This is a genomic window from Shewanella sp. c952 (assembly GCF_019654975.1).
Lineage (GTDB): Bacteria > Pseudomonadota > Gammaproteobacteria > Enterobacterales > Shewanellaceae > Shewanella.
This window is the reverse complement of record NZ_BPEW01000009.1, coordinates 53142-71820: the sequence shown is the minus strand read 5'-3', so window position 1 is coordinate 71820 and position 18679 is coordinate 53142. Positions and strand designations below refer to the sequence as shown.

Genomic DNA, 18679 nt, shown 5'->3' with positions numbered 1-18679 from the left:
TACTGATTAGTAATCATTCTCAGTTGTTATCGCTCAATAACTTGCTGTAGTTGTTACATTTTGTTAAACATATTTTGCACTACTATAGCGTCAACTTTAGCGTCGTTTATCAGTCTGCTTTTGACAAACATGTTCTGCTTAACACTTCTTAGTAAATCTGCTCATATCCGCCGTTTTTACCCTGTTTAGATCAACTTTTATAACAACATTTTTCTTTATATTTAGCGGGCAATTTGTTGGGTGTTTTTTATCGATGGATATGGTCCATTTTCTAAGGTCACTTATTAACATGCTGTTAACGCGGCAGACGTGGCAAAAAGTATAAAGCACCTTGATATATAACCAGAGTATTCCGTTCTACCAGGAGTAAAGATGAAGAAGCAACAGCCTGATCTGAACCGCAGATCTTTGCTGAAAGCGCTCACCATTGGTGGCACCGCAGGTGTCGCAATCGCCGCAACAGGCGTGAGTGTAGCTCAAGCAAGTGAAAATACTGTCAGCACTAAGAGTGCAAATGGCTATCAAGAAACTGCACATGTTCGCAGTTATTACAATAGCTTACGCGGCTAGTTTAGGAGAATTTAAGCGATGCAATTAACTCGCAAATCCAACGCGGCACCTACTGTAGAGAAAAAAACTCTAGGTATTAGCCGTCGTCAATTTATGAAGCATGCTGGTATCACATCTGGTGGTATTGCTGCAGCTTCGTTGCTGGGTACAGGCATGATGCGTAAAGCTGAAGCCAAAGATATCCCACATGATGCACCAACTGAGATCAAGCGCACTGTATGTAGTGCTTGTGCTGTCGGTTGTGGTTTATACGCAGAAGTACAAAACGGTGTATGGACAGGTCAAGAGCCAGCTTTCGATCACCCATTCAACGCAGGCGGTCACTGTGCTAAAGGTGCTGCACTTCGTGAACATGGTCACGGTGAGAAACGTCTTAAGTACCCAATGAAACTTGTTGATGGCAAGTGGAAGAAACTATCTTGGGAGCAAGCTTTTAACGAAGTTGGTGACCAAATGCTAGATATCCGTAAAGAGTCTGGTCCAGATTCACTTTACTTTATGGGTAGTGCTAAGTTCTCGAACGAAGGCTGCTACATGTACCGTAAATTTGCGGCTATGTGGGGCACAAACAACGTCGACCACTCTGCACGTATTTGTCACTCTACCACGGTAGCCGGTGTTGCTAACACTTGGGGCTACGGTGCGCAAACCAACTCTTTCAACGATATCCAGAATGCAAATGCAATCTTCTTCATCGGTGCAAATCCGGCTGAAGCGCATCCAGTTGCAATGCAGCATATCTTAATCGCGAAAGAGAAAAACAACGCTAAGATCATTGTTGTTGATCCACGCTTCTCACGTACAGCAGCGCACGCTGACCTACATTGTGGTCTACGTCCTGGTACTGATATTCCATTCATCTACGGTATGCTTTGGCATATCTTCGAAAACGGTTGGGAAGATAAGACATTTATCGAGCAACGTGTATTCGAGATGGAATCAATTCGCGAAGAAGTGAAAAAGTTCCCACCTAAAGAAGTGGCGAACATCACAGGTTGTAGCGAAGAAGAAGTTTACCAAGCAGCTAAGATGATGGCCGATAACCGTCCAGGTACTGTTGTTTGGTGTATGGGTGGTACTCAGCATCACGTGGGTAATGCTAACACTCGTGCTTACTGTATCCTTCAATTAGCGCTAGGTAACATGGGCGTTAAAGGCGGCGGAACAAATATTTTCCGTGGTCACGATAACGTACAGGGCGCAACTGACTTAGGTCTATTGTTCGATACGCTACCTGGTTACTACGGTCTTAAGACGGGTTCTTGGAAACATTGGAGCCACGTTTGGGATCTAGAATTTGATTGGGTTAAGAACCGCTTCGATCAAAACGAATACTTAGGTCGCGTTCCAATGAACACCCCTGGTATTCCTTGTTCTCGCTGGCATGACGGTGTTCTAGAAACGCCTGAAAAACTAGCACAGAAAGATCGCGTTCGTATGGCGTTCTTCTGGGGCCAATCAGTTAACACTGAAACTCGTCAACGTGATGTTCGTGAAGCACTAGACAAGATGGACACTGTAGTTGTTGTGGATCCTTTCCCAACAATGGCGGGTGTTATGCATCGTCGTCAAAATGGTGTTTACCTGCTACCCGCTGCGACGCAGTTTGAAACTGAAGGTTCAGTATCTAACTCTGGCCGTAGCCAGCAGTGGCGTGAAAAGGTTATCGAACCATTATTCGAATCTAAAACTGACCTTGAGATCATGTACCGTCTTTCTCAAAAGCTTGGTTTTGCAGACGAGTTCACTAAGCGTATCGCTAAAGACGCAAATGATGTACTTGTGATTGAAGACATTACTCGCGAAATTAACCGTGGTATGTGGACAATTGGTATGTCAGGTCAAAGCCCTGAGCGTCTTAAAATGCACACTCAAAACTGGGGTACATTTAGCAACAAGACTCTTGAAGCTGCTGGTGGCCCTGCTAAAGGTGATACCTACGGTCTACCTTGGCCTTGTTGGGGTACTCCAGAGCAGAAGCATCCTGGTACTCAGATCCTGTATAACACACACAAGCATGTGCTTGAGGGTGGCGGTAACTTCCGTGCTCGTTACGGTGTTGAGTACAAAGGTAAGAACCTACTTGCTGAAGGCAGCTTCTCTAAAGGCGCTGAAATCCAAGACGGTTACCCAGAATTCACCGCTGACATGCTTAAGCAGCTTGGCTGGTGGGACGATCTTACAGCTGAAGAGAAAGTTGAAGCTGAAGGTAGAAACTGGAAGACCGATATCTCTGGTGGTATCCAGCGTGTTGCTATGAAGCACGGTTGTATCCCATACGGTAACGCTAAAGCGCGTTGTATTGTTTGGACTTTCCCTGACCAAGTACCTGTTCACCGTGAGCCACTTTACACGCCACGCCGTGATCTTGTGTCTAAGTACCCAACATATGACGATATGCAAGTTCATCGTCTACCGACGCTGTACAAGTCAATCCAAGAGAAAGACACTGCAGCTAAGTACCCACTAGGCCTGACTTCTGGTCGTCTGGTTGAGTATGAAGGTGGTGGTGAAGAGTCTCGTTCAAACCCATGGCTGGCTGAACTTCAACAAGAGATGTTTGTTGAAATGAACCCTGCTGATGCGGCTGATCGCGCAATCCGCGACGGAGACACAGTATGGCTAGAAGGTGCTGAAGGTGGTCGTATTAAGATCAAGGCAATGGTCACTCCACGCGTTAAGCCTGGTGTAACTTGGATGCCTTACCACTTCGCGGGTGAGATGCACGGTGAAAGCCTTGCGCCTAATTACCCTGAAGGCACTGTTCCTTACGTTATCGGTGAATCAGCTAACACTGCATTGACTTATGGTTATGACCCTGTGACTCAGATGCAGGAAACCAAGGCATCGCTTTGTCAGATCGTTAAAGCGTAATTGCAGAATTAGCTAGGAGAATTGCCAGAATGGCTACAATGAAATTTTTATGTGATACCAAGCGCTGCATCGAGTGTAACGGTTGTGTCACAGCATGTAAGAACGAAAACGACTCTGCTCTTGAGTGGGGAATCCAACGTCGTCGCGTAGTGACTATCAATGATGGTGAGAAAGGCGAAGCGTCTATCTCAGTAGCATGTATGCACTGTAGCGATGCACCTTGTATGGCTGTTTGTCCTGCAAACTGTTTCTACAAGACCGAAGACGGCATTGTACTGCACGACAAAGATACTTGTATCGGTTGTGGTTACTGTCTATATGCTTGCCCATTTGGTGCGCCTCAGTTCCCTCAAGGCGGCGCATTTGGTGCTCGCGGTAAGATGGACAAGTGTACTTTCTGTGCTGGTGGTCCTGAAGAGAACCATTCTGACGCAGAGCGTCAGAAGTACGGTGCAAACCGTGTTGCAGAAGGCAAGCTACCTATGTGTGCCGAACTGTGTGCAACTAAGTCGCTACTAGCGGGTGATGCTGAAATTGTTTCTGCAATCTTCCGTGAGCGTGTTGCATACCGTGGTTCTAAAAACGCAATTTGGGGCTAATTAACTTAGGTTGATTACTTCCAAACATACTGCTTGTTGGCTCAATTCGTTGAGTCAACAGGGAGTAACAGAGGACGTATTATGAACAAATGGTTTAAACAGATAGGTATTGCGATTGCACTGTTATTTAGTGTCACTGCATTTGCCCATGATGGTGCTGAGCACACGCATGACGGACAAGCAACTGAAGGCCAAATTTGGTCACAGTTGAAAGCCGGTGCTGAAGGTCGTACGACTTCAACAAGTGAGTTCCACGCTCAGCCAATCAACACCTATGATCTACGTGTACTTGAGCTGCGCAGTGATATTCTTGCTCCAGCGTTAATGGCTGCCTTATTCGGCATGATCATTATCTTTGTACTGTTTATCAAAGTGAACGGCATCTCTAAGTTGCACGGTGGCTTCTCAGGTAAACTGGTATATCGTTGGTCTAAGTTTGACGTGTCTATTCACTGGTTGGGCGCTATTCCGTGTCTGCTACTGATTTTGACCGGCTTAACATTGCTTGCTGGACGTTTCTTCTTCCAGCCATACATTGGTGAAGGCCTTTGGTCTAACCTAGTCTACGCTGCGAAGCAGGTGCATGACATCATGGCGATTCCGTTCATGATTGGTTGGGCATTGATGACGGGACTTTGGGCTAAGAACCAATTGCCTAAAATGTATGACATCAAGTGGATGATGGTTGTTGGTGGTTACATCAACTTCGGTCCATTCAAAGGCAAGCATCCAGATGCTGGTTTTGCTAACGCGGGTGAGAAATTATGGTTCTGGGCTTTTGCTGTATTTGGTCTAGTGATCTCTGCGTCAGGTATGTTGCTACTATTCCCGAACTTGTTCGAGCCTAGCCGCACACTGAGCTTAATTGCTTTAGTGCTTCACTCTGTCAGCGCTATCATCATTACAGCTTTCTCAATCGTACATATCTTTATGGCTACGGTTATGTCTGAAGGCGGTATGGAATGTATGGTTTCTGGTTACTGTGATGAAACTTGGGCAAGCCAACACCATAATCTTTGGTTCGATGAGATCAAAGAGAACGGAACACTTAAATATAAAGAGTAATCTTTTGAGTATTTAAGGCTTGATCTACAAACACCTCAGTCGATTTAATCACTGAGGTGTTTTTGTATGTGGCGTATCAATATTCGTACTGTCTATTTTATGAGCCTTTGCTAAAGTATGACTTACTTAACAAAAAACTATACATTTCCTTGATAGGAAACGTTAACTTATAACCAAATCACGTTTTGGCAGGATTTAAAGTGTTAATTTTGCTCTCCGCTGGTTCAATTCGTTCAGCCACTTTTTATTTTTGAACAGCCATCTTTGATAGGAAATTTTATGTCTTCAATTATTTTGCCTGATAGTGCTCAACCTTATAACGCCAATATCACTACACCTGATTGGATGATTAGTGGTATGGAAAAGGTGATGCAGTTCTATGTGGACCGCAATCTAAGGCTGGATACTATTTCTGCTGAGATGATGCCAAACCCGGTAGAGGGTAAGAAATACATGCTGTATGCGCATGTGCCTTTCTGTCATACCTTGTGCTCATTTTGTACCTTCCACCGTTTTTTGTTTAAAGAAGATAAGGCGCGTGCCTACTTTGTCTCTTTGCGTAAAGAGATGGATATGGTCAAAAATCTTGGCTATGACTTTGAGTCTATGTATATAGGTGGTGGCACCACCACGGTATTGGAAGATGAATTAGCCCGCACCATTGAGCATGCGAAAAAATTATTCCCGAGCATCAAAGAGGTCTCTTGTGAGTCTGACCCTCAACATTTAGACAGTGACGGCTTTAAGCAGCTCGAAGGCTTAGTTGATCGTATGTCTATCGGTGTGCAAAGTTTTAATGATGACATTCTTACCATGACAGATCGAATCGAAAAGTTTGGCTCTGGCCAGCAGACTTTCGATAAAATTATGGCGGCCAAAGAGCTGTTTCCGATCATTAACGTCGATCTTATTTTTGGCTTTAGAGGCCAGACTGATGAAGTGATCCAGCAAGATTTAGATATGGCGTCAAAGTTAGATCCGCGCCAAATTACCACTTATCCATTAATGATCACTCACCAAACACGTAAGAGTGTGAAGGGAAAATTGGCCGCACCTCATGGTGATATGGCACGTCAATACCGTCAAATTCTGAATAGCTTGAATGGCCAATATAACCAACTGTCTGCTTGGGCTTTTGGTAAAACTAATGATGAAGGCTTTGATGAGTATGTGATTGATTATGATGAATACTTAGGCGTCGGTTCGGGTTCATTTAGTTTCTTGGATGATACGCTCTACGTGAATACCTTCTCTTTGAAAAAGTATCAGGAGCGAGTCGCTAGCGGTCATATGGGTGTTGAGCAGCAGAAGAATTACGGCCGTAAAGAAGTGATGCAGTATCGTTTTTTACTCGGTATGTTCTCGGGTCGACTCTCGCGTAAGTATTTCCGTGAAACCTTTGGCGTTAATCTTGATACCGCGCTATTTAAAGAGATGACGTCGATGAAAGCGATTGGTGCTATCAAGAATGATCCGATGGATCCTGACAACCTGATTGTTACCGATAACGGCAAGATGATGGGATTGTTGATGATGAAAGAGTTTTACTCTGGCATGGACAACGTCCGCGCTCAGCTACGTAAACCACTACAAGAGTGTGATATGTAGCAGGAGTGCTAGCCGACAAGGCTGTATTTCTTTAAGGGACACCAATTGTTAGCGGTAAATACAGCGATGTATTTGCCGCTTTATCGTATCTTTGTTTGCTATTTCTGCAAGGCAATTTGCCGCTCTAACTTGGCGATATCTTCTCTTATCTGCACAATATAAGTATCGGTATACTTTAGCTTCTCAAATTCATAAAGACATGCTCTATAGCGTTCGAGTCGCACTTCAAGTGGTTCATGGAACTCCGTGAGTTCATCCATACTAATAATTGAGTCCATTCAACTATCCTATTACGTGGGGATGTCACCATCATACACAGCGATGCTGTGATGAGGTCATTACAGATAAGTATAGTCCAAATGGCTGAGTTAGCATGAAAGATTAATAGTTCATAAATACTAGAGCTTTCCGTTGCTTAGCACTACTCCGGTTTAATTTGCTAATTGAAAATGTCACTGTGGCCTACATGGTATTGAGATATCTCTTACAAGTTAAAGGTTCAGTTACTTCAGGCTTGACTGGTCGTCGCGATGCAAATAGCTAAATAGTTCATCAAAGCAGCTTAACGCTTGGATCGATTGTACAAATCTCTTACTATCAAGTTATCGCATGCTAATACTGAGTCGTCATGGCTAATATTTTACTTGTCGCAAACTTAAATTGTGATCGTATTTTTAACCTCAATAAGCCACTAAAAACGGGTGGTCGATTTCATTATCAAGATGGTGGTCAACGGCTAGGTGGCGGCGGCGCTAATACAGGTATTGGCCTCGTTTGGGCTGGTCATCAAGTGACACTCGTTACCGAGGTCGGTCGTGACGATGTCGGTGATTGGTTATTGGCTGAGGCAAGTACTCAAGGGATAAACTGTAGTTTTATCCAGCGCCGAGCAGGGGCAACCAATGAGATGTTGTTGATGATGACTCCAGATGGAGAGCGCACCATTATCCGTCCTGAACGTCCTGTCTTTGAGCTACCTATTCCACCTAAATGGGATACGGTGGATGCCTTTTATATTAATTCATCCTCAGAAGGAGCGGCCAGTTGGGCTAAAACAGCGATTGAACATTGCTGGGTAGTGGCGCAGCTTGCTAAAGATGAGCGAGCTAGACCATGCCATATTCTATTGGCGTCACTCAGTGACATGCAGGGGCGTTGTGAGCAGCCACCGTGGCAGTTTGCGCGATCAATTGCCGGGGACAGTTTACAGTACTTTATCGTCACTGATGGCGAAAATGGTGCAACATTATATAGCGAAAAACAGCAGCAGCTCGTTGCGGCGCTGCCAAGCCGTGTTGTTGATACAACAGGTGCTGGAGATGCTTATGCTGCCGGGCTTATCAATGGCTTAGTTAACAAGTTGACTATCATTGAGTCAATGCAGGAGGCTTCAATCTGGTCTAGCCATGCCGTGGCTTGTGAAAGCTCTATTCCCGGAAAGGGGTTAAAAGCTTACCTGACGCCTTAGTGTTATCGATTTAGGCTTAATGATTTAATCTATTAGGCCTAACGGTGAGGCTTTTACATCTTTGTGTGTGCTAGCTTCAAAAAATTCAACTTAGCTTATCGCTAATAATCAATGCGACCAAAGTACTTTTCAGTTAATATTTACAGTTAATTAACAAGTGCTGCTTGTTTGAGCGGGTTCAATTATTAATGTGTGAAGTGAGTGTAGTATGGGTCATAAGGTGTGGAACGATAAGAAACGGTTTATCTGGATTTTAACTGTATTGTTATTAGGCGCTTTTGTCGTCACCAGTGGCATCAGCTATCAAGTGGCACATGACTCGCTCAGTGAACAAATCGAACAAAATACCCTGCCGCTCACCAGTGATAATATCTACTCTGAAATTCAGCATGACTTGCTTAAACCCATCTTTATTTCATCATTAATGGCTCAAGATACCTTTGTGCGTGATTGGACCTTAGATCAGGAAAAAACACCCGAAAAGTTAGTGCGTTACCTCAACGAGATCCAAGAAAAATACGGCACGGTCACGAGTTTTTTTGTATCAGAATCAACCCGTAATTATTACCATTCCAGCGGTGTACTGAAAAAAATTGATGATATCGATGCCAATGATGCTTGGTATTTCAGGGTTCGCTCATTGCCTAAGTCTGAAGACTACGAAGTTAACATTGACCAAGACACAGCGGATCGTAATCGTACTGTCATCTATGTTAATTATAAAGTGTTTGATTTTGATGGAAATTTCATCGGCGTTACCGGCGTAGGTTTAGCGGTAGAAAGCGTTAAGAAGATGATAGAGCTATACCAAACACGTTATAACCGTAGTGTTTATTTTACCGATCGGCAGGGTAATATCACCCTACACAGTAAAGGTTATGCTGGCGGAGAAACCTTACAAAATACGCCTGGGCTTGAGACGCTAGCGACTCGAGTTTTAACCAGCCCTAGTGCGTCTTTTTCCTATCAACGAGACGGTAAAACGATCTACTTAAATAGTCGTTTGGTCTCTGATTTTAAATGGTATCTGTTGGTAGAGCAGGATGAAAGCATGGGTAAGCAGAAACTGTTGACTACCTTCTGGGCCAACTTGGGCGTGAGTATTTTTGTTACGCTGGCTATTTTATTGATTGCCAATCTAACCCTAGGTAAATATCAGCGCAAACTGGAGTTGATGGCGTCTACCGATAAGCTCACTGGCGCTGCAAACAGACAGGCATTTGAGGAGTATTTTGGTCGCTCACTGGCTCGCTCGGTGCTGGATAGTACCCCAATGTCAGTGTTGCTAATGGATATTGATCATTTTAAAGCGGTTAATGATCAGCATGGGCATAATATTGGTGATCTGGTGATTAAAACCGTATCCAACATGCTTAAAGCCGAATTGAGAGAGGAAGACATGCTGTGTCGTTGGGGCGGCGAAGAGTTCTTAATTTTGTTACCTAATATCGATTTAAGCCACGGTAGTGATATTGCCGAGCGGATTAGAAAGTCGGTTGCTGAGCGACGTATTCATGTTAATGGCTGCGAAATTAAGGTGACGATCAGTAGCGGTGTCGCCGAACACCGTGCCTCTGAAAAAGCTGAAGAGTTAATTAACAGAGTTGATATCGCACTGTATCAAGCTAAAGAGCAGGGTCGTGACCGAGTGGTTTTGTCTTATTGATACAATAGTCGTTGCCACCACGGCGAGACTTGAATTGCGGCAGTTTTCACTGGCTGACGCCGAAGGTTTTTACCTGCTAAATAGTGACCCTCTAGTAATGCAATATACCGGTGACCATGCATTTACAGATGTGGCACAAGCGGCAGATTTTATTCGAGATTATGACCAGTACAGATTGCATGGTTTTGGCCGTTGGTCGCTCTACTTAACTGATACGCAAGAGTACATAGGTTTTTGTGGCCTGAGTCGACAACACGCACTCGCAGAGGTTGATCTCGGATTTAGGATTACACGTCACCATTGGCGTCAAGGCTATGCGACTGAGGCGGCGAAGGCGGCAATTTTGTTAGCTCAAAAACGCTATGGCTTAAGCCGTTTGATTGCTCGAGCCATGCTTGATAATCTCGCTTCAATCTCTACCCTGGAAAAGCTCGGTTTTATTGCTACCGAAAAGGTTGGTAGCAAGGATACCTGGGCGCATTTCTGTTTAAATATCGATGATATTGTAGATAGTGGTAGTGTTAGCATTGTTTAAGTTTTTCTAGGATTAATATTGATGACATCTCAAGTATTGGTAAAGCAGATTTCCGGTTTGTATCGCGGCTCAAGTATTGTTGATTTGGGTGTCGTGCAGTCGGCTATTAATCAAAAATCAGCGGTGAGTCAGTTGCTTGTAGATTCTGAACATGTGGAGGGTGATGCGCAAGCTGATCCTAAGCATCACGGCGGACTTGATAGGGTGCTGCACCATTTCCCGCGTGAACATTATGGTCAGTATCGTCGTTGGGACCTTATATCAGGTTTTAAAGATGCGCCAGCAATGGGCGAGAATATCAGCACCGTTGGACTCGATGAGCACCAAGTAAACATCGGTGACATCATTCAAATTGGCGAAGTGAAACTGCAGGTGACACAACCTCGTTCGCCTTGCTTTAAGTTGAACCTACAGTTTGGCCATCAAGAGTTTGCTTTGGCTATGCAGCAAAGTGGCCGTTGTGGTTGGTTCTACCGCGTGCTGGAGCCTGGAACGATACATGCGAGCGATACGATTACGCTGTTAGAACGCTGTTCTGAGATCAGCGTTGCCGAAGCAATGCATATCTACTTTTTACCAGAGTTTGATGCGGTTCAGTACCAACGTTTAGTGGATTGTCCGGGACTAGCCGCTTCTTGGGTGGGCAGTTTACAGCGCCGAATCGCTAATAATGCCATTGAAGATTGGCAAATGCGCTTATATGGCGTACAACAAGCTTAGTTTAGTTTTTTATTCATTATTTCAAGGAGTAGAATTGTGACACAAGATGAAAAAAACATGGGGATCGTCGTTCATTTGGCTAGTTTCTCCGGCTATTTGATCCCGTTTGGCAGTATTTTGGGGCCACTAATCGTTTGGTTGATGAAGCGAGATGAGCTGCCATTTGTTGATAGCTGCGGTCGCAACTGCTTAAACTTTAAAATCAGCATCGCAATCTATGCGATGATCAGCGCTGTTTTAATGTTAGTTGGTATCGGCTTTATTTTGCTGGGGATTATCGCCATTTTAGATATTGTATTTACTATTATCGCAGCGATGAAAGCCAGTGAAGGTGAGAGTTATAAGTACCCAATGTCGATTAACTTTATTAAGCCTCGCTCATAGATATGCCATTGCCTATCGATAGGGTTCGATAGGCAATAACGGTCTTAGCGCTATACTTTAAAATTAGCTACTAGTGAGTCGAGTCTATGTGCTAGTTGGGTCAATGATTGACTCGCCTGCGCAGCATCTTCAGCCGTATCGGCAGTGCGCTGAGTGATATCATTAATATCACTGACGTTACGGTTAATATCTTCCACTACTGTAGATTGCTCTTCAGTGGCAGCGGCAACTTGAATATTCATATCACTAATAGAACCAATGCGTTCGCTAATGCCAGTGAGCGACTGACTGGCTTCATCAACAGCATTCACCCCTTCAATAGAGCGAGAACGACTCTTTTCCATCGCTTCAACCGCACGGCTAGCTTCCGCTTGTAGCTTATCGATCATCACTTGTACTTCATTGGTTGATGTTGCAGTGCGTGAAGCAAGGTTACGCACTTCATCTGCCACGACGGCAAAGCCACGGCCTGCTTCACCCGCTCGAGCGGCTTCAATAGCTGCATTCAGGGCTAGCAGATTAGTTTGCTCCGAAACTGCTCTAATCACATCAAGAATACTTTCGATAGACTTAGTATGAGTTGCGAGTGATTCAATCACTTCGCCTACCTGCTCGACATCATGGGAAAGCTGGCTAATGGTTTCTCGTGCTCGAGTGACCACTACTTGGCCATTGTTTGAGTCGGTATCGGCCGCTCTTGCGGTATCAGCAGCTTGAGCAGCATTGCTGGCGATTTCGTTAACGGTAGCACCCATCTCGTTAATCGCTGTGACGACCATGATAGTTTGATCTTTCTGTTGCTGGCTATCTTCTAGCGTACGCTGAGCTTGATGAGAGACATCCATGGCTGAAGCGCCAAGCAATTTGCTGGTATCGGCAACCTCAATCACCGAGGCTTGGATCTTGCTGATAAAGCTATTAAACCCTTTTGCCAGTTGCGCGAGTTCGTCATTGCCATCAACCGGTAAGCGTTGACGAAGATCGCCTTCACCTTCACCAATGTTGCGCAGCATGTCTGCTACTTTTGCGATTGGGCGGCTGACAGAGCTGGCAACTAAGCTTGATAGCGCAATAAAAACTGCTGCAATCAGCGCAGTCCAAATTAAGATCTTATAAGCAGATTCTTCAAGCAGTGAGAAAATCTCGCTTTCGGGTACTTGTGCTACTAAGTACCAGTCCATTGATGGGATATAGCTACTGGCAATGAGCATCTCTTCGCCATTGACACTGGTTTTTAATAGGTTGAAATCAGTGCGCTGCATTAAGCTAGAGGTATCAGTATTACGGTATAAATTATTAAGGCTCATCTTGCCAATTTGGCTAGTATCTTGATGTAGCTTTACCTGTCCTTGGCTATCGATTAAGTAAACAAAACCTGATTGCTCAATTTTGAATGATCTTAACAGCTGCACCATATCATCCAGTGACTTACCTAAGCCTACAAGTCCTCGGCCATTGGGTTGCTGATAATTAATAAACAACTTCACATCACCGTTGGCTTCGGTGAAAACGTTAAGCATCTTCTCTTGGCCGCTGTTCTTGTAATCAAAGAACCAAGCATCCTGTGCTGGTGTTAAGACCCTCAAAAAGCCATCTTGAGTGTAGTAAGCCGCAGTTTCTCTATCGGCAAACGAAGCTTGGGCTAAGCCGTATTGGCGGGAGACGTCGTTAAGCTGGTTTACCACCAATGCTTCATCTACTTCTGGACGGTCATTCTCAAGCCATTGCAGTAACATACGGTTATTGGCGAGCTGCTCAGCAGCATTCATCAAGGTTGATATATTAAGTTCAACTTTGTTGCGGATTTGCGCCAACATATTGGGCATTTCTGAGGTCAGCATTCTCTGCTCTACCACTTGTTTAGCACTCTGTTGGCTAAGCATGCCAACGAGTGCTGTGGAGAGTAATACTGTCACTGTGACAGTGAGGAGAATTTTCTGTTTGATGGTGAGCATATTCAGTTTCATAAAAATTCGATCGCCTAAAGCAGCCGTGATTAATGGAATTTGTTGGTAGCAGATCCGTCGCAAGGCTAGCGAAACCTTTTCGGCTTAGCTTAGTGAAGATGGATCTATTTTGTAACGTGTAGGATTTAAGGCAGGTATCTGAATTTCAGTTTGAAATTATTACTCTTATATTAGCGCGGCGGATTATGTCTACTTTTTGTTATGTTCGCAACTAAAAATGCACACCGAATGGTGTGCATTTTCTCGTTCTTCAACAATTTACAAAATTATCAAACTGTTAAAAGGTTACAAATATTGTGGTTAGCCTCAATATCTACATGTTGGGATAATTAGGGCCACCGCCGCCTTCTGGCGTTACCCAGGTTATGTTTTGACTCGGATCTTTAATATCGCAAGTCTTGCAGTGAATACAGTTCTGGCCATTGATCACAAATTTCTTTTCACCAGCCTCTTCGACAATCTCATAAACACCCGCTGGGCAATAGCGTTGTGCTGGCTCGTCAAACTTCAGCAAGTTCACATCAATTGGGATGCGTGCATCTTTTAAGCGCAGATGACAAAGCTGGTCTTCTTCATGGAAAGTGTTTGATAGATAAACCGAAGACAGTTTATCGAAACTTAATTTTCCATCAGGCTTAGGGTAATCAATTTTACTATAGGCGCTTGATTCTGCCATTTGAGCGTAATCTGGTTTCTCATCTCTAAGGGTGACCGGAAATTTACCGCCAAACCAATTTTGGTCGATAAAGTTAAAGGCGCCACCGAGATAGGTGCCAAACTTATGCATTGCAGGGCCAAAATTACGCGAGCAATAAAGCTCCTCTTTTAACCAGCTTTCATCAAAGCGGTCTTGTAAGCAATTGAGATCTTTACCAGCATCAACTCCTGCAAGCATCGCTTGTGCCAGCGTTTCAGCAGCCAACATACCGCTCTTCATGGCGGTATGGGTGCCTTTGATTTTGGCGAAATTCAAAGTGCCAGCATCACAGCCGATAATCATGCCACCAGGGAAGGTGAGTTTTGGCAGAGAATTTAAACCGCCTTTGGTAATTGCGCGAGCACCATAAGAGATACGTTCGCCACCAGTTAGTGTTTTTGCAATCACTGGGTGAGTTTTATAGCGCTGAAACTCATCAAATGGACTCAAGTGTGGATTGGCATAATTGAGATCAACAATTAAGCCTACCGCAATTTGGTTATCTTCGAGGTGATACATAAACCCACCACCCGATGCGCCTTCAGTTAAAGGCCAACCACCTGTATGTACCACTTTCCCCAGCTCATGCTGCTCAGGTGGGACAGTCCAGATTTCTTTAAAACCAAGACCGTAATGCTGTGGCGTTTTACCGTTATCTAATTGGAATTTCTCAATCAGTTGCTTGCCTAAGTGGCCACGGCAACCTTCACCAAATACGGTATATTTGGCATGTAGCTCCATGCCGGGTTCATAAGCGTCTTTTGGTTGACCATCTTCGCCAACACCCATATCACCGATTTGAATCCCTTTAACACTGCCATCTTCATTAAATAGCAGTTCGCTGGCGGGAAAACCTGGGAATACTTCAACGCCCAGCTCTTCGGCTCTCTCTGCTAACCAACGGCACAGGTTACCAACACTGATAATATAATTGCCTTCGTTGTGCATGGTCTTAGGCACTAAAGCGTTTGGCATGGTGCGAGCATCAGTGGCTGAGCTCAGCATGTGAATTTCATCTTGGGTGACGGCGGTGAGCAGTGGTGCACCTGTCGTTTTCCAGTCGTCAAAAAGCTCGCCTAATACCTTAGGCTCAAACACTGCACCTGAGAGAATATGCGCTCCGACTTCTGAGCCTTTCTCTACCACACAAACAGTGAGCTCTTGGCCACTGTCTTTAGATATTTGCATTAAACGACATGCTGCTGCTAATCCTGAGGGCCCCGCTCCCACGATTACAACGTCGAATTCCATCGATTCGCGTTCCATCAGTTCACCTTCCTTCTTTTTCCCCCGATAATTTACAGTGATTTCAGCTGAGCTCACTATAAACGGGTGTTTTAATATATAGCCCACCTTACCTCAAAATAGGTCTATGGCACAGAGTTTAAACAGCTTCAGTGCAGTAAATTTAAGCATTTTTTTGGGTGATAGGTGTCACAAATATTCCACATGTGCTGCTTTTTAGCACTGTTTGGGCTGAATTGACTATGGATTGTCAGCAAAATACGCCTATAATCAAGTCTGACGGTTCTCCGAGCTTCTAATCCTACGTCGAGACAGATACGGGTTTTTAGCCGTGGCAATAACGCCACCGGGGTGAGAAAAGAAATGATCTCACCTCCCCTTACTTGGAAAGGTGATCATGTCCCAACTACAAGACAATTTTGGTCGACGGTTTCATTATCTGCGTATGTCAGTGACTGATGTATGTAACTTCAAATGCACGTATTGCCTCCCTGATGGATATCGTCCAGACGGTAAACCTAAGTTTCTCGATCTTAATGAGATTGAGCATTTAGTGTCGGCATTCTCGCAAGTCGGAACGCAAAAGATCCGCATCACTGGTGGTGAGCCATCGCTGCGTAAAGACTTCACCGATATTATTCGTATCATTAAAGATAACGATAGAATCAATACGATTGCGACCACTACCAATGGTTATCGCTTAGCTAAGCATGCTCAAGAATGGTATGACGCTGGACTTAGGCGTATCAATATCTCTGTCGATAGTCTCGATCCTAAGATGTTTTACCAGATTACTGGTGAGAACAAATTCGATGAGGTGATGCGTGGTGTTGATGCTGCGCTTGAGGCAGGCTTTGAGCGAGTTAAAATCAATGCGGTTTTACTCAAAGGCCTTAATGATAAAGATCTACCACGCTTCCTACATTGGATTAAAAGTACGCCAATTGATCTGCGTTTTATTGAGCTGATGGAAACTGGTTTAGGCCACGATTACTTTAAAGCGCATCATTTAGCAGGTGCCGATATTAAAACTCAGCTTGAACAAGCCGGTTGGCAGTTCGATGTTCCAGCGGTTGATGATGGGCCAGCGCAAAACTTTAGTCATCAAGACTATCAAGGCCGTATCGGGCTAATCATGCCTTACGCCAAAAATTTCTGTGCCAGCTGTAATCGCCTGCGAGTATCGGCAAAGGGCAAGTTGCACCTATGTTTGTTTACTGAAAATGGTGTCGACCTGCGTGACTTGTTGCAAACTCCCGATCAGCAAGCGGAGTTAATCGAACGCTTACATGGTCAACTCGCGCAGAAAAAAGAGACTCACTTCTTGCATGACGGGATCACTGGCGTGACCCAACATCTTGCATCTATTGGTGGTTAGATTCTGATCTGACGCAAATACCTTGCGTCAGTTCGCCGCTATAATCGCTGCATTGACTAAATTAGTTATTTAAAGAGACCGTTATGGGACATTGTACTCAGAGCCAATTTTTGCCACTCAATATCGCTGTATTAACCTTGTCAGATAGCCGCAGTATCGAAAATGACACCTCTGGACAGTTTTTAGAAAATGCGCTGCTTGAAGCTGGGCATCACTTAGCTGACCGTCAAATTATCAAAGATGATAAATACCAAATTCGTTCGGTGATTTCACAATGGGTTGCTTCTGAAAACGTGCAGGTGATTATCACTACTGGCGGCACTGGTTTTACCGAAAGAGATAATACTCCCGATGCGGTTAAGCCACTTTTCGATCGAGATATTGAAGGTTTTGGTGAACTGTTCCGGCATATAACCTATACCGAACTTGGTACCTCAACCGTGCAGTCGCGTGCGTTAGGCGGAATCGCCAATAAAACCGCAATATTCTGCTTGCCCGGTTCCACTGGTGCCTGCAAAACGGGTTGGAATAAAATATTAAAGCAGCAACTTGATGCCACGCATCGTCCATGTAATTTTGTGATGCACGTTAAGAAAATAACAGACTAACTTATAGATAATACCCTGCGCTCGCACTATCTATATGCTGAGTACGCAAGCGATCTATACCGTGTTTTGAAATATATTGATTAAGAAGGTTTTACGCTAATGACAAATGCTTTTACCCACATAAATGCAGACGGTAATGCACACATGGTTGATGTGACTGATAAGTCAGTGACTGAACGTGAAGCGAGAGCAGAAGCTTATATTGAAATGGCGAGTGAAACACTCGAAATGATCATGAGTGGCAGCCATCACAAAGGTGATGTGTTCGCGACTGCGCGCATTGCAGGCATTCAAGCTGCCAAGAAAACCTCAGATCTTATTCCACTTTGTCACCCGCTGATGTTGACTAAAGTTGAGGTTGAACTTGAAGCTCAACCAGAGCATAACCGAGTGTGGATCCGTAGCCTTTGTAAGTTATCAGGTAAGACTGGTGTTGAGATGGAAGCATTAACTGCAGCCTCCACTGCCGCGCTGACTATTTACGATATGTGCAAAGCGGTACAGAAAGATATGGTGATTTCTCAAGTGCGTCTACTTGAGAAGCGTGGCGGTAAATCGGGTCACTTTAAGGTATAAACAACATGATAAACGTACTATTTTTTGCACAAGTCAGAGAGTTGCTTGGCACCGCTAGCGTTAAAGTCGAAGCGGGCGAGCATACCCAAACAGCCGAAGGCTTGCGAGCGACACTAGCCGCTACCGATGATAAGTGGGCCAAAGTGATGGCATCCGACAAGCTTTTGGTTGCGGTAAATCAAACCATAAGCCAATGGGATACCAGCGTTGAAGATGGTGATGAAGTCGCTTTCTTCCCGCCGGTTACTGGAGGTTAAGATGATCCGCGTTCAAACAGCAGATTTTAGTGTACCTGATGAATATCAACTGATTAGCCAAGATAATGGCGATGGCGCTGTAGTGACTTTTGTTGGTAAAGTGCGTGACTTTAACGATGGTAGTGCCGTTACCGATTTAACCCTTGAGCACTACCCCGGTATGACTGAAGCAGTACTTAATCAGATTGAAGCACAAGCGCGTGAGCGCTGGCCGCTGAACCATGTCACGATTATTCACCGTGTGGGTAAAATGGCATTAGGTGAGCAGATAGTGTTTATTGGTGTAACCAGTGCCCATCGAAAAGCCGCATTTGCCGCCTGTGAGTTTTTAATCGATTTTTTGAAAACCAAAGCACCGTTTTGGAAGCTTGAAGCGGGTGAAGAGGGTGCAAGTTGGGTTGAAGCACGTGACAGCGACGAACAAGCAGCAGATGTGTGGAACAAGAAATAGCAGTATATACC

Annotated in this window: 18 protein-coding genes and 1 riboswitch; of the genes, 15 read left to right on the top strand and 3 right to left on the bottom strand. The window is 44.5% G+C overall.

Annotation, left to right across the window (positions count from 1 at the left end; all coding sequences use genetic code 11):
• Positions 1-372: 372 nt before the first annotated feature.
• The 5 genes from K5R16_RS08720 to K5R16_RS08700 all read left to right on the top strand — a co-directional run bounded on the left by K5R16_RS08720 (position 373) and on the right by K5R16_RS08700 (position 6716).
• Positions 373-570, top strand: a complete 198-nt coding sequence (locus K5R16_RS08720; RefSeq protein ID WP_220737175.1) for a twin-arginine translocation signal domain-containing protein — start codon at positions 373-375, stop codon at positions 568-570.
• 18 nt (positions 571-588) lie between these two features.
• The gene (locus tag K5R16_RS08715) at positions 589-3444 is read left to right on the top strand and encodes a molybdopterin-dependent oxidoreductase (RefSeq protein ID WP_220737174.1); all 2856 of its coding nucleotides are present in this window, start codon (positions 589-591) and stop codon (positions 3442-3444) included.
• A gap of 29 nt (positions 3445-3473) precedes the next feature.
• The gene (gene fdh3B, locus K5R16_RS08710; RefSeq protein WP_220737173.1) at positions 3474-4043 is read left to right on the top strand and encodes a formate dehydrogenase FDH3 subunit beta; all 570 of its coding nucleotides are present in this window, start codon (positions 3474-3476) and stop codon (positions 4041-4043) included.
• A gap of 81 nt (positions 4044-4124) precedes the next feature.
• A complete protein-coding gene (locus K5R16_RS08705) occupies positions 4125-5108 on the top strand; it encodes a formate dehydrogenase subunit gamma (protein ID WP_220737172.1) in 984 nt (327 codons plus the stop codon).
• 279 nt (positions 5109-5387) lie between these two features.
• Positions 5388-6716 carry a coproporphyrinogen III oxidase family protein gene (locus tag K5R16_RS08700; protein WP_220737171.1) on the top strand — a complete coding sequence of 443 codons (1329 nt, stop codon included), beginning with the start codon at positions 5388-5390 and terminating at the stop codon, positions 6714-6716.
• 98 nt (positions 6717-6814) lie between these two features.
• Here the strand turns inward: K5R16_RS08700 and K5R16_RS08695 are convergent, their stop codons facing one another.
• Positions 6815-6994 (bottom strand): hypothetical protein, encoded by a 180-nt coding sequence (locus tag K5R16_RS08695; RefSeq protein ID WP_220737170.1) that lies wholly within the window; start codon positions 6992-6994, stop codon positions 6815-6817.
• 350 nt (positions 6995-7344) lie between these two features.
• Here K5R16_RS08695 and K5R16_RS08690 point away from each other — a divergent pair, with 350 nt between their 5' ends.
• The 5 genes from K5R16_RS08690 to K5R16_RS08670 all read left to right on the top strand — a co-directional run bounded on the left by K5R16_RS08690 (position 7345) and on the right by K5R16_RS08670 (position 11489).
• Complete coding sequence (locus K5R16_RS08690; protein WP_220737169.1) at positions 7345-8184, top strand: PfkB family carbohydrate kinase; 840 nt, start codon at positions 7345-7347, stop codon at positions 8182-8184.
• 208 nt (positions 8185-8392) lie between these two features.
• Positions 8393-9850, top strand: a complete 1458-nt coding sequence (locus K5R16_RS08685; protein WP_220737168.1) for a sensor domain-containing diguanylate cyclase — start codon at positions 8393-8395, stop codon at positions 9848-9850.
• Positions 9825-10385 carry a GNAT family N-acetyltransferase gene (locus K5R16_RS08680; protein WP_220737167.1) on the top strand — a complete coding sequence of 187 codons (561 nt, stop codon included), beginning with the start codon at positions 9825-9827 and terminating at the stop codon, positions 10383-10385. Before K5R16_RS08685 ends, K5R16_RS08680 begins: the two co-directional genes overlap by 26 nt.
• Before the next feature lie 21 nt (positions 10386-10406).
• Positions 10407-11105, top strand: a complete 699-nt coding sequence (locus tag K5R16_RS08675) for an MOSC domain-containing protein (RefSeq protein ID WP_220737166.1) — start codon at positions 10407-10409, stop codon at positions 11103-11105.
• Positions 11106-11162: 57 nt separating this feature from the next.
• Positions 11163-11489, top strand: coding sequence for a DUF4870 domain-containing protein (locus K5R16_RS08670; RefSeq protein ID WP_220737237.1), 327 nt, complete (start codon positions 11163-11165; stop codon positions 11487-11489).
• Between the two features lie 50 nt (positions 11490-11539).
• On the opposite strand, the gene K5R16_RS08665 is transcribed toward K5R16_RS08670, so the two are convergent.
• Complete coding sequence (locus K5R16_RS08665; RefSeq protein WP_220737165.1) at positions 11540-13456, bottom strand: methyl-accepting chemotaxis protein; 1917 nt, start codon at positions 13454-13456, stop codon at positions 11540-11542.
• Between the two features lie 313 nt (positions 13457-13769).
• On the bottom strand, positions 13770-15419 hold the full coding sequence (locus K5R16_RS08660; protein WP_220737164.1) for an electron transfer flavoprotein-ubiquinone oxidoreductase: 1650 nt from the start codon (positions 15417-15419) through the stop codon (positions 13770-13772).
• A gap of 252 nt (positions 15420-15671) precedes the next feature.
• Positions 15672-15808: riboswitch (molybdenum cofactor riboswitch) on the top strand.
• Between K5R16_RS08660 and moaA the strand changes: the two genes are divergently transcribed.
• The 5 genes from moaA (at position 15796) to moaE (ending at position 18668) form a co-directional block, all read left to right on the top strand.
• The gene (gene moaA / locus K5R16_RS08655; RefSeq protein WP_220737163.1) at positions 15796-16776 is read left to right on the top strand and encodes a GTP 3',8-cyclase MoaA; all 981 of its coding nucleotides are present in this window, start codon (positions 15796-15798) and stop codon (positions 16774-16776) included. Its footprint overlaps the riboswitch before it by 13 nt.
• A gap of 83 nt (positions 16777-16859) precedes the next feature.
• Positions 16860-17384 (top strand): molybdenum cofactor biosynthesis protein B, encoded by a 525-nt coding sequence (gene moaB / locus K5R16_RS08650; RefSeq protein WP_220737162.1) that lies wholly within the window; start codon positions 16860-16862, stop codon positions 17382-17384.
• A gap of 99 nt (positions 17385-17483) precedes the next feature.
• Complete coding sequence (gene moaC, locus K5R16_RS08645) at positions 17484-17960, top strand: cyclic pyranopterin monophosphate synthase MoaC (RefSeq protein WP_202287363.1); 477 nt, start codon at positions 17484-17486, stop codon at positions 17958-17960.
• A 5-nt stretch (positions 17961-17965) separates the two neighbouring features.
• Complete coding sequence (gene moaD / locus K5R16_RS08640; RefSeq protein ID WP_220737161.1) at positions 17966-18217, top strand: molybdopterin synthase sulfur carrier subunit; 252 nt, start codon at positions 17966-17968, stop codon at positions 18215-18217.
• 1 nt (position 18218) lies between these two features.
• Positions 18219-18668 carry a molybdopterin synthase catalytic subunit MoaE gene (gene moaE, locus K5R16_RS08635; RefSeq protein WP_220737160.1) on the top strand — a complete coding sequence of 150 codons (450 nt, stop codon included), beginning with the start codon at positions 18219-18221 and terminating at the stop codon, positions 18666-18668.
• The last annotated feature ends 11 nt before the right edge of the window (positions 18669-18679 follow it).

Excerpts from the sequence above, each read along its gene's own strand:
- K5R16_RS08720 (WP_220737175.1), top strand. The coding sequence starts at position 373 with ATGAAGAAGCAACAGCCTGATCTGAACCGCAGATCTTTGCTGAAAGCG.
- K5R16_RS08715 (WP_220737174.1), top strand. The coding sequence starts at position 589 with ATGCAATTAACTCGCAAATCCAACGCGGCACCTACTGTAGAGAAAAAA.
- fdh3B (WP_220737173.1), top strand. The coding sequence starts at position 3,474 with ATGGCTACAATGAAATTTTTATGTGATACCAAGCGCTGCATCGAGTGT.
- K5R16_RS08705 (WP_220737172.1), top strand. The coding sequence starts at position 4,125 with ATGAACAAATGGTTTAAACAGATAGGTATTGCGATTGCACTGTTATTT.
- K5R16_RS08700 (WP_220737171.1), top strand. The coding sequence starts at position 5,388 with ATGTCTTCAATTATTTTGCCTGATAGTGCTCAACCTTATAACGCCAAT.
- K5R16_RS08695 (WP_220737170.1), bottom strand. The coding sequence starts at position 6,994 with ATGGACTCAATTATTAGTATGGATGAACTCACGGAGTTCCATGAACCA.
- K5R16_RS08690 (WP_220737169.1), top strand. The coding sequence starts at position 7,345 with ATGGCTAATATTTTACTTGTCGCAAACTTAAATTGTGATCGTATTTTT.
- K5R16_RS08685 (WP_220737168.1), top strand. The coding sequence starts at position 8,393 with ATGGGTCATAAGGTGTGGAACGATAAGAAACGGTTTATCTGGATTTTA.
- K5R16_RS08675 (WP_220737166.1), top strand. The coding sequence starts at position 10,407 with ATGACATCTCAAGTATTGGTAAAGCAGATTTCCGGTTTGTATCGCGGC.
- K5R16_RS08670 (WP_220737237.1), top strand. The coding sequence starts at position 11,163 with ATGGGGATCGTCGTTCATTTGGCTAGTTTCTCCGGCTATTTGATCCCG.
- K5R16_RS08665 (WP_220737165.1), bottom strand. The coding sequence starts at position 13,456 with ATGAAACTGAATATGCTCACCATCAAACAGAAAATTCTCCTCACTGTC.
- K5R16_RS08660 (WP_220737164.1), bottom strand. The coding sequence starts at position 15,419 with ATGGAACGCGAATCGATGGAATTCGACGTTGTAATCGTGGGAGCGGGG.
- moaA (WP_220737163.1), top strand. The coding sequence starts at position 15,796 with ATGTCCCAACTACAAGACAATTTTGGTCGACGGTTTCATTATCTGCGT.
- moaB (WP_220737162.1), top strand. The coding sequence starts at position 16,860 with ATGGGACATTGTACTCAGAGCCAATTTTTGCCACTCAATATCGCTGTA.
- moaC (WP_202287363.1), top strand. The coding sequence starts at position 17,484 with ATGACAAATGCTTTTACCCACATAAATGCAGACGGTAATGCACACATG.
- moaD (WP_220737161.1), top strand. The coding sequence starts at position 17,966 with ATGATAAACGTACTATTTTTTGCACAAGTCAGAGAGTTGCTTGGCACC.
- moaE (WP_220737160.1), top strand. The coding sequence starts at position 18,219 with ATGATCCGCGTTCAAACAGCAGATTTTAGTGTACCTGATGAATATCAA.